Genomic DNA, 13,450 nt, shown 5'->3' on the forward strand with positions numbered 1-13,450 from the left:
TTCGGGCCTGGTGCGCCGCCAACAACATCGAGCTGGTGTACTTGCCGACCAACGCCTCGTGGCTGAACTGGATCGAATGCGAGTTCACCGCGCTGCGCTACTTCGCGCTCAACGGCACCGACCACCGCAGCCACGCCGAGCAGAACGCGGCCATTGCTGACTACGTCCGCTGGCGCAACGCACGTGCTCGACCGAAACGCCACTTCGCGATCAACTCACCCATCCGAGAACCCAATTACATGATCAACGTTGCTTGACGAGGCACTAGTTGCCCGCGGTTGCGTATGGTGTATGGCGTTTCCACTGGTTGACGGTGTGGCGTCGCTATAAAGGACGGTCACCGCGTGCTCGTTCGATCCGCTTCGGTGAAGTCACCGGCGGATGAGGCCGAGGTCGGTGGCGGTGGCGACGGCGGCGGTGCGTGAATCGACGCCGAGCTTGGTGTAGATGCGGGACAGGTGGGACTTGACGGTGCCCTCGGTGAGGTGGAGCCGTTGACCGATGGCCTGGTTGGACAGGCCCTCGGCGACCAGGACGAGGACTTCGATCTCGCGCCGGGTCAGGGCGTTGCCAGGAGCCCGCAGCCGGTTCATGAGCCGGTCGGCGACCGCGGGCGCGAGCGTGGTGCGGCCGGCCGCGGCGGTGCGCACGGCGGCGGCCAGGTCCGTGGGCGGGGCGTCTTTGAGCAGGTAGCCGGTGGCGCCGGCCTCGATGGCCGGCAGCGTGTCGGCGTCGGTGTCATAGGTCGTGACGATCAGAACGCGAGGGGCGCCCGGTCGGGCAGTGATCGCCGCGGTGGCCTCGGCGCCGTTCATTCTGTTGATGCCGAACTGCAGGTCCATCAGGACGACGTCGATGTCGCCCTCGGCGGCGCGGGTGACGGCGTCTTCGGCGGTGGCCGCCTCGGCCACCACGATCAGGCCGGGTTCGGTCTCCAGCACGGCACGCAGTCCGGCCCGGACCACGGGATGGTCGTCGGCCACGAGCAGGCGGATCGGGGTGTCGGTCACGGGTGGGCCTCGGGCTCGGCGTCGACGGGCGGGGCGAACGGGAGTTGGGCGGTTAGGGCGGTGCCGTGCCCGGGGGCGGATTCGATGGTGAGGGTACCGCCGAGGGCGTGCATGCGGGCATGCATGGCGGCGAGCCCGAACCCGCCGTGGTTCGGGTCGGGTGCGGGCACCTGGGCCGGGTCGAATCCGATCCCGTCGTCGGCGACGTCGACGGCGGCGTGGTCGCCGACGTAGCTCAGGGTCACCTGCGCCGTAGTGGCGTCGGCATGGTGGACGGTGTTGGCCAGGGCGGACTGGGCGATACGCAGCAGCGCGACCTCGTGCGCGGTGGGCAGCGGGATCGGGTTGCCGGTGAGGTGGAAGCGGGCGGTGATCCGGTGGTGCGTGGAGGTGGTGGCGCACAGGCGTTCCAGAGCGCCGGCCAGGGTGGTGCCCTCCAGGGAGGGCGGGGTCAGGGCGACGACGAAGCGGCGGGCCTCGGCGAGGTTGTCGACGGCGGCCTGCCGGGCCTGGCACACGTAGCCGGCCGCGGTCTCGGTCTGGTCGGGCAAGGCGCGTTCGGCGGCGCGCAGCAGCAGTTGAATGCTCGACAGGCCCTGGGCGAGGGTGTCGTGGATCTCCCGGGCCAGGCGTTCCCGTTCGGCTGACACACCGGCGGTGTGCTGTGCCTTCGCCAGGTCGGCGCGGGTGGCGGTGAGCTCCTCGATCAGGCTGCGGCGCTGTTCGCTCTCCCGGTACAGGGCCTGGTAGCCCCACACCACCGCGACCGCCACGGCGGCGCCGAGCGCCGGGCCGATCGCGGTGGCCACGGTGAAGGAGCCGTTGTGGGCGGCGAAGGTGGTGATCGCCGCGAGGGCGGTCGCGACCACGGCGGCGAGAGCGGCGCGGCGCGGCAGCAGGTGCAGCTGGAGGAAGTACAGCGGGAAGGCCACCCACACGCCCTCGGCGGTCAAGGCCAGCAACACCAGCCACACGGCCCCTACCGCGGTCAGCCAGAGGGCCGCGGCCCGCCGCGAGGAGCTGACCGCCGGCAGGAGTGGCCCGGCCGCGTACACCAGCACGAGTGCGACGGACACCGCAACCACAGATCCGGCGTGCGGTGCGCTGCCGATCACGGCCCGGCCCGCGGCCAGCACGAGCAGGCCGATGATCAACAGGTGCAGGCACCAGGTCAGGGTCCGGGTGGTCGGGGTCAGGATGGGGGCGGTGGCGTTCACGGTCCTTCCAGATTAGGTGGCTGCCTGCGACGCCGGCCTCCATCGAAAGTTAGAACCCACACGCTGCCGTTCGATCCGCGAAGTGCTTTCCCACGCCAGACGCCCTCGCCCGGGGCGGGCGGCAATGGTGGAGGCGTACCGCTTCCATTGTTGAAAAGGCAGGCCAAGCCGTGTTCGTCGCTGTCAGAGACTTAAGGTTCGCCAAGGGGCGCTTCGCCCTGATGGGGGCCGTGATCGTGCTGATCACTTTGCTGGTCGGGCTGTTGTCGGGCCTGACTGCCGGGCTCGGCCGGCAGAACGTCTCCGCGATCACCGGACTGCCCGCCGACAAGATCGCCTTCAACGCCCCCGGCGACGGGGAGGACCTGTCCTACTCGAACTCCACCGTCACCGAAAAGCAGTGGCAGCAGTGGGCCAGGACACCCGGCGTCACGAGTGCCGAACCGCTGGGCATCGCCACCACCAAAGCCACCGCCGGCGGCAAGAGCGCTGGAGTCTCCGTGTTCGGCCTGCAGCCTGGCTCGGGGCTGGCCCCCGACAGCGGCAAGATCACCAACAGCGCGGTGGTGCTGTCCACCACGGCTGCCGACGATCTCGGCCTCCAGCCGGGCGACAGCGTCACCCTGGCCGGGCAGAAGCTGACGGTGGCCGCCGTGCACGGCGACGCTTCCTTCAGCCACACGCCCGTCATCTGGACCAGCCTTCAGACCTGGCGGAAGACCGCTTTACCCACCGGGGCCTCAGACGGCTCGACCGCCACCGTGATCGCCCTGAGCACCACCTCCGACGCCGACGTGCAAGCCGCCGACGCCGCCGCGGGTACCAGGACGGTCTCGAAGGACGACTCGCTGTCCGCGATCGGCTCCTACACCTCCGAGAACGGCTCCCTGCAGCTGATGCGCGGCTTCCTGTTCGCCATCTCCGCCCTGGTCATCGGCGCCTTCTTCACCGTGTGGACCATTCAGCGCAGCGGCGACATCGCCGTCCTGAAGGCCCTGGGCGCCTCCACCGCCAACCTGCTGAAGGACGCACTCGGCCAAGCCGTCGTCCTGCTGGCCGGCGGCACCGGAATCGGCACCGGTATCGCCGTCGCCCTCGGCGCGCTTTTCGCCGGCAGTGCGGTGCCGTTCGTCCTCACACCCGCCACCGTCCTCGTTCCCGCCGCGGTGATGATCCTCCTCGGCGTGCTCGGGGCGGCCCTGTCTGTCCGTCGCATCACCTCCGTCGACCCGCTGACTGCTCTGGGGAGTGCCCGATGAGCCTGAACCTGACCGACATCACTCTCACCTATCCCGACGGCGAGTCCCGCCTGACCGCTCTCGACCGCGTCACCCTGAACGTCGGTGAGGGCAACCTCACCGCCGTGGTCGGCCCTTCCGGTTCCGGCAAGTCCAGCCTGCTGGCCGTCGCCGCCACTCTCATCGCCGCCGATGCCGGCACCGTCACCATCGATGGGACCGAGACCACCGGCATGACTCGCGCCGAACTGACCGACCTTCGCCGTGACAAGATCGGCATTGTCTTCCAGCAGCCCAACCTCCTGCCCTCCCTGACCTCCGCCGAACAGCTCCTGGTCATGGCCAAGCTCGACGGCCGTCCCCCGGCCAAGGCCCGGCCCAGGGCGATGGAGCTGCTGGCGGCGGTCGGCCTGGCCGACCAGGCCGACCGCCGTCCCCACCAGCTCTCCGGTGGCCAGCGCCAGCGCGTGAACATCGCCCGCGCCCTGATGAACGACCCCACCGTCCTCCTGGTCGACGAACCCACCAGCGCCCTCGACCACGAACGCGGCGCCGCCATCATCGACCTGATCACCCGCCTCACCCACCAGCAGGCCACCGCCACTGTCCTGGTGACCCACGACCGCACCCACCTCACCGCCGTCGACCAGATCGCCGAAGTCCACGACGGCCGCCTCCGCCTCCCCACAGTGCGGACTCCGGCATAAGGAACGGCTCCAGCGCGTTGCTCCGAACGGCGGTCGGCGGAGTCAGGGTTCAACCGCTCCACAACCCGCACACGGACCTGCCGTCCCTCGACCCGCTCCACGACGTCGCCGACCTCGCGCGCGACTGGAGGGACGGCGTCCGGGTCGCCGACCACGCCCATCCGCGCGACGAGCTCCGGCTCGTGCAGCCACCAGCGCAGCCTGTTCGGCTGGGAACCCGACCCGGACATACCGCCACAGCTGAGGTCACCACCACCGATATCCGTGGGCAAGGACCGGCCTGGCGGAGGGCGGGGCCCCGCTGGGGTGCCTGGCTGCCGGGCCTTGGGTCCGAGTCCGGCACCGGGCACGGCCGGCGCCCCAGGCTGGGCTTGGCTCTCGGGTCAGAACGGGCCGTGGAGACTGCCCAGTCGGTCGGTCAGACGCAGATTCTCGGAGTAGTCGACGGGGCAGGCGATCACGGAGACCGTGTCGTCGTCGAGGGAACGGCGCAGTACAGGCAACAGCTGGTCGGCGGTCTCGATGGCGTAGCCGCGTGCGCCGAAGCTTTCGGCGTAGGCGACCAGGTCCGGGTTGGTGAACCGGGTGTGGCTGTGGCGGCCGAGTTCGAGTTCCATTTTCCAGGTGATCAGGCCGTATTCCTCGTCCACCAGGACGAGGACGACCAGCCGGACGTGTTCGCGGATGGCGGTCTCCAGTTCCTGTGAGTTCATCAGGAACGCGCCGTCGCCCATCACTGCAAGGACGCGTCGGTCGGGCCGGGCCAGCTTGGCGGCGATGGCGCCTGGCAGCGCGAAGCCCATGGTGGACAGGCCGTTGGAGACGAGGCAGGTGTCCGGTTCGTAGGTCCGGTAGAGGCGGGCCATCCACATTTTCCCGGCGCCGGTGTCGGCGAGCACGATGTCGTGGCGGTCCAGGGCGGTGCGGACATCACTCACCACGCGCTGTGGTACGAGGGGGAAAGCGTCGTTGTGGCGTCCGTACCGGAGTTCCTCGTCGAGGAGGGTACGGATCTTCTCGCTGCTTCCCGAGTCGTAGGTGAGTCCGTCGGGCAGTGCCGCCGCGAGTGCGTCCAGCGCCTGCGCGGGGTCACCTTCCACGCCGACCGCGACCGGGTAGTGGGCGTCCACCTCGGCGGGGAAGCGGTGCATGTGCAGGATCCGCTTGTCGCCGTTCGGGTTGATCTTGCTGGGGTCGAACTCCTGGATCTCGTAGCCCACGCAGACCAGCACGTCGGCCGAGTCGAAGCCGAAGTTGCCATAGTCGTGGCGCATGAAGCCGACCGCACCCAGGGCGTTCGGGTGGTCGTCGGGGAAGACGCCCTTGCCGTGGAAGGTGGTCGCGACCGGGATGTTCAACCGCTCGGCGAACCGCATGAGAGCGTCCGAGGCTTGGGCCCTGGCGGCGCCGTGGCCTGCCAGCACGACGGGGTGCCGTGCGGCGGCGAGCACCTTGGCGGCCCGCGCGATCTGGGCGGGCGAGGGCGCATCGGCGTGCACTGTGTCGATCTGCAGGGGTGCCAGCGGCTCGGCGGGACGCTCGGTTTCGATGTCCTCCGGCACCGCCAGGAACACAGCCCCGGGGCGCTCGCCCTGCGCGGTCTTGAACGCCTTGCGCGTCATCTCCGGAACCGCGTCCGGACACTCGATGCGCGCCGCCCACTGGGTGACGGGAGCGAACATCGACACCAGGTCGATGACCTGGTGCGACTCTTTGTGGATGCGGCGCAGCGAGCCCTGCGCCGCCACGGCCACCAGCGGAGCGCTATTGGTCATGGCGTCCGCGGTGCCCAGCAGCAGGTTGATCGCACCGGGACCCAGCGTGGCCGAGCAGACTCCAGCCCGGCCGGTCAGCCGCCCGTAGATCTCCGCCATGAACGAGGCGGCCTGCTCGTGGCGCACCAGGACGTAGCGGATCCCGGAGTCGTTCAGCGCGTCAACGAAGCGGATGTTCTCCTCACCGGGGATCCCGAAGACGTACTCCACGCCCTCCGCCCGCAGGCAACCCACCAACAAGGTGGCGACGTCCTCCACAGCAGCCGTCTTCCGCGACCCCGTCGCGCCTTCGCTGCCCATGAGACGAACGTAGGGCAGCCGACCCGCCCCAGCCACTCATCAGCCGCCCGCAGGGGTGGCTGATGACCCACACCGGAGCTCTCACGCGCAAGCACCGCCCGGGGCCATGGGAAGGCGATCCGGTGGCGCCTCCCGCACACGGCCCGCATGCTGGACACGGATGTCGACGACTCGCCGCGCAGCGTGCGGCGGCAGGGCACTGGGAGGATCGCGTGACCACACCCGCCACCGATGCACCACCGGCCCGGTACGACGACCTGCGCGCCATGGTGATCAACTGCACCCTCAAACGGTCGCCGGAGACGAGCAACACGCAGGGGCTGATCGACCGCAGCACCGCCATCATGGACGCGCAGGGAGTGCACGTCGATGTCGTCCGGGCGGTGGACCACGACATCGCCACCGGTGTGTGGCCCGACATGACGGAGCACGGCTGGGAGACGGACGCATGGCCGGACCTGTACCAGCAGGTCCTGGCGGCCGACATTCTCGTGCTGGCCGGCCCCATCTGGCTGGGCGACAACAGCTCTGTGACGAAGCAGGTGATCGAACGCCTCTACGCCTGCTCCAGCCTGCTCAACGAGGCAGGCCAGTACGCCTATTACGGCCGCGTCGGCGGCTGCCTGATCACCGGCAACGAGGACGGCGTCAAGCACTGCGCCATGAACGTCCTCTACAGTTTGCAACACCTCGGCTACACCATCCCACCCCAGGCGGATGCCGGTTGGATCGGCGAGGCGGGTCCCGGCCCCTCGTACCTCGACCCCGGATCGGGCGGGCCGGAAAACGACTTCACCAACCGCAACACCACCTTCATGACCTGGAACCTGCTGCACCTGGCCCGGGCGTTGAAGGATCTCGGTGGCATCCCCGCCTACGGCAACCAGCGCACCGCCTGGGACGCCGGCTGCCGCCGCGACTACGAAAACCCCGAGCACCGGTAGGGACACCAACGGCCGCCCTGGCAGGCGTCCTGGGATTCGAGGGCGTTGCCGCTGTTGGTGCACGATGTAGGTGGCCTGGCAGTAGGCGTTGAAGTCGGGCCCCGAGCAGGCCCGGTGTGGTCGGCACGGGGGGAGCGACCGCGAAGTCGGCGTTCAGAGGCGGATGACGCCCTTCGTCAGCAGGAAGCATCCATAGGCCCGGGTCTCGCCCGTCGCGACGACAACGGAGGCTCGGCGGGCTTCTGCGTAGAAGTCGAACCGCTCCACAACCCGCACACGGACCTGCCGTCCCTCGACCCGCTCCACGACGTCGCCGACCTCGCGCGCGACTGGAGGGACGGCGTCCGGGTCACCGACCACGCCCATCCGCGCGACGGGCTCCGGCTCGAAGTCATCGATCGGCAGCAGGGTCAGGATGGCGTCGACCGCGGTGACGACGTCGACGCCGTCGAGCCGGACGACGGGGACGCCCGCCGCGTAGGCAGGATAGTTGTTGTCGACGACGGCAAGCGTGTCGCCGTGCCCCATGCGGGCGAGTGCCGAGAGGAGTTCCGGGCCGATGAGCGGGTGGATGTTCTTGAGCATGTCGTCCTCTCACTCGCCAGTCGGCGGGCGCACGAGCCGCGGCGGCCGGGTGATGCCCGACCGGCTCGAAAAGCGCCCACGCAACGGGGATCCCTGGTAGTAGCGGTCCGCGGCGCTCGGCGCCACGGCGATCTCGAGCCGCACCTCCCGGCCGGCGAACCGGTCGAGGGCGAAGCGGTACGGCAGCCACGCGGCCCGCCCGGCGGACTCGCCGTCGGCGAACACCTCGACCGCGTCCCGTACGCCGTCGAGCACGAGTTCCCAGTTCCCCGGCGGGATCCGCACCTGCCGGACGTAGGTGACGGCACCGTCCAGCAGCTCGGGGAGTTGCTCCTCCAGCGGCGTCTCCACGCTCACGGGCACCCCTTCACGGCCGGCGAGCGCGAGCGTCCATCCGTCCGTCAGCGAGATCTTGTTCTCGGGCACGCGCACCGCGCTGACACAAACGATTTCCTGCGCGTCGACGCGCAGTACGAACGAGCGGTCGGCGTCGCGGGTATCGACCTGGCCGGTCGAGGGCGTCCACCGGGAGAAGCGCCATCTCCCCTCCGGGAGCTCCACGACCAGATGGGCCGGCGTGTCCGCGTCGTTGAACGCGGCCGCGTACAGGGTCGCATCCCGGTCACGGCCGGTCCGCGTCCAGAGGGTTCTCCGATCCACCGGCGTGACTGTGATCATGTCGCTCCCGCGCACGCCGTGGAGGAGTTCGAGCACGTCCTCGGGAGCAGGACGACGAGCGCCGACACTGTCTTTTTCCCCGGTGCCACCGTCGTCAAGGGCGGCGAGTGTCGGGCCGGACGTCACGACCCGCACCCCGGCCGCGCGGGCGCTGACGAGAGCTTCACCGAAGCCCTCGGTCAGCGTCAGCTGTACGCCCGGGAGGACGACGCAGCGGTAGCTGGCATCGCCGATGCGGATGCGCCCGCTGTCGCTGCGCGAGCCGGCGACGGCTCTCTCGTCCACGATCCGGTACGGCACCCCGTGGCGCGCCATGGTCTCCGCCCACACGGCGAAGTGCGCGCCGGCGGGGTGCGCCGGGCCATGCCCGGCGACCGTGCTCAGTGGATAGACGAGAGCAACGTCCGTATCCGGCTCGAACTCGTCGAGGAACTGCGACAGCGCCGCGGACTCGTCCGCGAACGCGCGATGATGACCGAACCAGGGCTCGAAGTTCATCCCGGGCGGGAAGTCGAAGCGCGGGTTGACGAACAGTGCTTCGCGGCCGTCCCGGTCGTCGCCGTCCGTGAGCCAGAACGCGTGCTCCAGGAACTGGCGCGCGCCGAGAAGGTGATGCCGGATCGCCTGCGCGCGCAGGTCAGACAGCCGCAGCTCCCACTGCCCCGCCCCGAAATGCGTGCCCGGCTCGACCCGCGCGTAGTACTGCTCGACGATGCACCCGCTACGTCCGTGGGCACGCGCCACCGAGTCGCCGAACTTGGCGCTCAGTTGGGCGTCGTTGTTCCGCGCGTCCACGGCGGTCACGTCGCGGAACGCGTCGATCGCGAAGTAGTCCATGCCGAAGTTGGAGCGCACGTCGTCGGCGATCACGACGTCGGTGATGTCCCACGACCCGACGTGGGCGAGCACCTCGTGCCCGGAGAAGAGGAGCCCGTGCTCGTGGCACCAGTCGGCGACGGTGCCGAAGAAGGCCTTCGTCGCCGTCGCGGCGTACAGAGAGAAAAAGCGCGCCCGCGCGCCCGCTTTTCCGGCATCGTCGAAGACGAGCGCCGGTAAAATTCCGCGCCACCCGCCGTCGAGCTCCCGGTCGGCGGCTTGGCGGAGCGTTGTCGAGTACATCAGCGACGACCCGAGCGTCCCCGTCCGCTCCGTCCAGTCCCAGAAGCAGGAATGCGGCTGATCGAAGAACACGTACACCACGGTGTCGCCGATGTGGTCGCTCAGGGCTTCCACGTAGGGCTGGAGTCCGACCTCCGTGAACCGGCGCGCCGCAGCCGGCTCCAGATAGTCGATCATGCGGGAGGTCACGCAGCGCGCCGACAGCGCGGCGGCCACGCGCGCGCCGGCGGGGGCGTCGGGCAGCTCGACGGCGACCGTCGCCCCATCGGGGCCGCTCCGGGCGATGGTGGCGCGATCGGTCACGTCCTGGTCTTCGCCGTCGTCTGAGCGCAGGAAGACGCCTTGCAGCTCCCAGTCCGCCCAGCGTGGCGACCCGCCGTCGAAGACCCACTCCGCGCCCTGCGCCAGCAGCCAGTCGACGTCGGTGGCGTGGATGCCGCTGACGGTCAGCTCGGCACGACCGTCGGCGACCGTCGACGCGGTCCAGAAAAGGTGGCTTTCCCGGAAGGAGTCGTGGCCGGCGACGGTCTTCCCGCCCGCGTGACCGGAAAGCCAGTTGTAGTCGTCGTAGATGCCCATGCGGAGCCCGAGCCGCCGGGCGGTGTCCGCGGTGGTCCTGACCGCCGTGAGGTACTCGCGGGACAGGTACTCCCGCAGCGGCCAGGACAGGCGCACCGCCACCTGGAACGAGCCGTAGCCGGCCTCCCGCATCGTCGTGAGCTGATTGAGGATTTCGTCCTCGGTGGGGACGCGGTGCCAGAACCAGTAGTTGGCGGGGCGATGCCAGAAGTCCGGGTTGCGGAAGCGCTCGAGCTTCTCGGTGGCGGGCCCGATCGTCACTGCTTGACCGCCTGCGCCGCGGGCACACTCACGTAGTCGGACCTCGGATCGAACTTGAAGCCGAACGTCAGCAGCGCGTACAGCCCGGCGCCCACGGCCATCGCGATCACGACGCCGATGTTGCTCGCACCGAACACGCCGCTCTGGGCCTCGTCGGTCAGGAGGAAGCCGGTGACATGGGCGAAGTTCGGGTCCGCGCTCGTCACCAGACCCAGGCCCACGATGGTGCCGACGCCGAGGCTGACCAGCGCCGTCCACCGGCCGTTGCGACCGCCGTCGCCGAAGGGCTTGGCCATATCGGTGTTCCAGTCGAGGCGGCGCTGGCGGATGAAGTCGATCATCTGGATGCCGCCCATCGTCCCCATCATGACGGCGATAAGGGAGAGGAACGACTGGAACGTCGCGAGGAACGAGGTCGAGATGAACAGCAGGTAGAAGGCGCCGGCGGCGATGATGAGGGCGTTGATGGCCGTAGTGGTCGAGCGGCGCAGCGGGACGCCGACGGCGAGCAGCGCGAGACCGGAGGAGTAGATGCCGGTGATCGCGGCCGAGACGAGCGAGATCACGATGACGATCGAGAACGGGATGAAGAACCACAGCGGGAGCAAATCGGTCAGCGCGCTGATCGGGTCCGCTGCCGCCGCCTCGCCCAGCTTCGGCGCGCTCCCGGCGAGCAGCACGCCGATCACGAGCAGGATCACGGTCGGCACGGAGAGACCGGAGATCGTCCAGCCGATGACGCCCGCGGCCCGGGTCTTGCGCGGCAGATAGCGCGCGAAGTCGCCGCCGTAGTTGAGGAAGCCGAGGCCGACGAGGGTCATGGCCATGATGGCCCCGCCGACGACGGCGAGCGGGCCACCGGCCGGGGCGTCACCGAGGCGTGCCCAGTCGATGTGCGGGATGATCAGCGCGAGGAAGACCACCGTCATCAGGCCGGTCACCCAGGAGATCCAGACCTCCACCTTCATGATCAGCTCGTGGCCGAGGACGGAGACCGTCATCGTCACGGCGAGCACGAGTACGAACCAGAGCACGATGGTGAAGGTCGAACTGCTGCCGTCGGACGTGGCGAAGACGGCCGGCCACAGCTTGGAGAAGAGGTTGGCGCCGGTCGTGGACGCGAGGGTGATGATCGTGATCTTCCAGCCCATGTTCGACAGGTAGGCGAAGAAGGCGGGCACGCGGTTGCCCACGAACCCGAAGGCGAACCGGGTCTGCGTCAGGGTCGGGAGGCCCGTGCGCGGACCTCCGACGGCGAGGATACCGACGAACGTTGACGAGACGAGGTAGCCGATCGTGCCGGCGATGATCGCCTGGGGCACGCTCAGCCCGAGGCTGAAGACGTAGATGCCGTAGCCGATGCCGAGAATGGAGATGTTCCAGGCGAACCACACGGCGAAGAGGCCGCGCGGGCTGCCGCGCCGTTCGTCGTCGGGGACGGGGTTCACGCCGTTGGTCTCGACGACGGACTTCTTCTCAGCGGGGGTGGCGGGGGTCACGAGGGGTCTTCACTTTCGATCGGATTCGCGCACGCGCGCGTCGTTGTAGGTGATGCCGGGACACCAGGTCAGGGGTGCGTGACGGCGTCGGTCATCCAGGCCGGCAGCGATCCGGGGGAGAAGCGGTTGAGGTCACCGCCCGCGGCGCCCGCCTGCGGGACCTCAAGACGTGCAACGTTTCCGTCAGCTGCGGCGGCGGTCCACTGCAAGGCCCCGGTGTCGTCGACGCAGGGGTGACTGTCGAGGACGAGTAGCGGGGCACAACGGCGTACCTCCTTTGGATGCCGGCTTCTCCGTACGGCTACCTGAGCCAGGGTTGGGAGAACGTTCTCCGAAACCTAGCCCGGCAGAAGTCAGGCCGTCAATGGCCTGGAGTGATAACGTTCTCCCGACGAGAATCGAGAAAAGGGGCAGGGCATCGATGGCTGACGCGACCCTGAGGGATGTAGCGCAGGCAGCCGGCTGCTCCGTGGCGACGGTCTCCCGCGTCATGGTCGGCAACCGCCCCGTGGGCGCCGAGACCGCCCGCCGGGTCAGGGCCGCGGCCGAGCGCCTCGGCTACCGGCCCAACCAGGTGGCCCGCGCCCTGCGCAGCCGCTCCACCGGCACCGTTGGGCTCGTCCTCCCGCAGATCACCAACCCGTTCTTCCCCTCCCTCGTCCGCGAGCTGGAACACGCCCTGCACGCCAACGGGCGGGCCCTGCTGCTCGCCGACTGCGATGACGACCCGGACACCGAGGCGGCGCGGATAAACGCGCTGCTGGCGCGGCAGGTCGACGCGCTGGTGGTCATCCCCGTGGACGAGCAGCGCAGCCGCGCCGCGGTGGCGGCCGCCGCGGCCCAGTTGCCGCTGCTTGTCCTCGACCGCAGTTGCGGCCACAGCGTCGCCGACTCGGTCGCCGTGGACAACGCGACCGGCATGGCCCTCGTCCTCGACCACCTGGCGCAGACCGGCCGCCGCCGCCTCTGCTTCCTGGGGGCGGCCGGGGCGGACTCGGCCGCCGTCGAGCGGCGGGCGGCGTACGAGGCGGGTGCCGCTGCGCTCGACCCGCAGGCTCCTGGGCGCGTCGAGCTGGGAGACTTCTCGGCGGAGTGGGGCGCCGCGGCGGTGGACCGGGTCTGGCCGGCTCAGCCGGACGCCCTCGTCTGCGCGAACGACCTTATCGCCGTCGGCGCCCTGCAGCGGCTGCGCCAGCTCGGCGTGCGCGTCCCCGACGAGGTCGCCGTCACCGGCTTCGACGACACCGACATAGCCACCGTCTCCGAGCCGGCCCTCACGACCATCCGGCAGCCCGTCGCAGGGTTGGCCGCCGAGGCTGCCCGGCTGCTGGAGCTACGGCTCGCGCAGAAGGACGCCCCGGAGCCGCGGCGCACCGTGCGCCTCGTACCCGACCTAGTCGTACGCGCCTCCAGCGCAGCCGGCACAGCTGACCCGGCCGGCCCAGCTCGCGCCGAGCGCGTCATCGGTGGTCCTGACCGGCCAGCTCCCGCCGACCTCCTCCCTGCACCTCCATCCCTCTGACCTCCCCGATCCCACC

10 protein-coding genes and 1 pseudogene are annotated in these 13,450 nt (G+C 69.9%); 5 read left to right on the top strand and 6 right to left on the bottom strand.

Features of this window, described 5'->3' with window-relative positions; translation table 11 throughout:
• A pseudogene (locus tag A3CU_RS53610) lies at positions 1–257 on the top strand (IS630 family transposase); the annotation flags it as partial.
• A 114-nt stretch (positions 258–371) separates the two neighbouring features.
• Here A3CU_RS53610 and A3CU_RS0125460 read toward each other — a convergent pair.
• Positions 372–1,010 (bottom strand): response regulator, encoded by a 639-nt coding sequence (locus A3CU_RS0125460; protein WP_027944688.1) that lies wholly within the window; start codon positions 1,008–1,010, stop codon positions 372–374.
• Positions 1,007–2,227 (bottom strand): sensor histidine kinase, encoded by a 1,221-nt coding sequence (locus tag A3CU_RS0125465; protein WP_027944689.1) that lies wholly within the window; start codon positions 2,225–2,227, stop codon positions 1,007–1,009. Before A3CU_RS0125465 ends, A3CU_RS0125460 begins: the two co-directional genes overlap by 4 nt.
• A 170-nt stretch (positions 2,228–2,397) precedes the next feature.
• On the opposite strand from A3CU_RS0125465, the gene A3CU_RS0125470 reads away from it, so the two are divergent.
• Complete coding sequence (locus A3CU_RS0125470) at positions 2,398–3,486, top strand: ABC transporter permease (protein WP_027944690.1); 1,089 nt, start codon at positions 2,398–2,400, stop codon at positions 3,484–3,486.
• Positions 3,483–4,172 carry an ABC transporter ATP-binding protein gene (locus tag A3CU_RS0125475; protein WP_027944691.1) on the top strand — a complete coding sequence of 230 codons (690 nt, stop codon included), beginning with the start codon at positions 3,483–3,485 and terminating at the stop codon, positions 4,170–4,172. The genes A3CU_RS0125470 and A3CU_RS0125475 overlap by 4 nt, the downstream gene beginning before the upstream one ends.
• Positions 4,173–4,555: 383 nt before the next feature.
• Here the strand turns inward: A3CU_RS0125475 and A3CU_RS0125480 are convergent, their stop codons facing one another.
• The gene (locus tag A3CU_RS0125480) at positions 4,556–6,247 is read right to left on the bottom strand and encodes an acetolactate synthase large subunit (RefSeq protein ID WP_052372152.1); all 1,692 of its coding nucleotides are present in this window, start codon (positions 6,245–6,247) and stop codon (positions 4,556–4,558) included.
• 266 nt (positions 6,248–6,513) lie between these two features.
• Here A3CU_RS0125480 and A3CU_RS0125485 point away from each other — a divergent pair, with 266 nt between their 5' ends.
• On the top strand, positions 6,514–7,191 hold the full coding sequence (locus tag A3CU_RS0125485; RefSeq protein ID WP_052372171.1) for a flavodoxin family protein: 678 nt from the start codon (positions 6,514–6,516) through the stop codon (positions 7,189–7,191).
• A gap of 153 nt (positions 7,192–7,344) precedes the next feature.
• Here the strand turns inward: A3CU_RS0125485 and A3CU_RS0125490 are convergent, their stop codons facing one another.
• The 3 genes from A3CU_RS0125490 to A3CU_RS46565 are packed head-to-tail and all read right to left on the bottom strand — an operon-like array spanning position 7,345 to position 11,912.
• Complete coding sequence (locus A3CU_RS0125490; protein ID WP_027944694.1) at positions 7,345–7,776, bottom strand: RbsD/FucU family protein; 432 nt, start codon at positions 7,774–7,776, stop codon at positions 7,345–7,347.
• Between the two features lie 9 nt (positions 7,777–7,785).
• Positions 7,786–10,413 (bottom strand): hypothetical protein, encoded by a 2,628-nt coding sequence (locus A3CU_RS0125495; protein ID WP_027944695.1) that lies wholly within the window; start codon positions 10,411–10,413, stop codon positions 7,786–7,788.
• Positions 10,410–11,912, bottom strand: a complete 1,503-nt coding sequence (locus tag A3CU_RS46565; RefSeq protein ID WP_084143740.1) for a purine-cytosine permease family protein — start codon at positions 11,910–11,912, stop codon at positions 10,410–10,412. The genes A3CU_RS0125495 and A3CU_RS46565 overlap by 4 nt, the downstream gene beginning before the upstream one ends.
• A 421-nt stretch (positions 11,913–12,333) precedes the next feature.
• Between A3CU_RS46565 and A3CU_RS46570 the strand changes: the two genes are divergently transcribed.
• Entirely contained in the window at positions 12,334–13,434 is a 1,101-nt protein-coding gene (locus tag A3CU_RS46570; RefSeq protein ID WP_084143742.1) for a LacI family DNA-binding transcriptional regulator, read from the top strand.
• The last annotated feature ends 16 nt before the right edge of the window (positions 13,435–13,450 follow it).

This window comes from Amycolatopsis taiwanensis DSM 45107, assembly GCF_000519205.1.
Taxonomy (GTDB): domain Bacteria; phylum Actinomycetota; class Actinomycetes; order Mycobacteriales; family Pseudonocardiaceae; genus Amycolatopsis_E; species Amycolatopsis_E taiwanensis.

Coding starts and splice junctions, on each gene's coding strand:
- A3CU_RS0125475 (WP_027944691.1), top strand. CDS start 3,483: ATGAGCCTGAACCTGACCGACATCACTCTCACCTATCCCGACGGCGAG.
- A3CU_RS46570 (WP_084143742.1), top strand. CDS start 12,334: ATGGCTGACGCGACCCTGAGGGATGTAGCGCAGGCAGCCGGCTGCTCC.
- A3CU_RS0125490 (WP_027944694.1), bottom strand. CDS start 7,776: ATGCTCAAGAACATCCACCCGCTCATCGGCCCGGAACTCCTCTCGGCA.
- A3CU_RS0125480 (WP_052372152.1), bottom strand. CDS start 6,247: ATGGGCAGCGAAGGCGCGACGGGGTCGCGGAAGACGGCTGCTGTGGAG.
- A3CU_RS0125485 (WP_052372171.1), top strand. CDS start 6,514: ATGGTGATCAACTGCACCCTCAAACGGTCGCCGGAGACGAGCAACACG.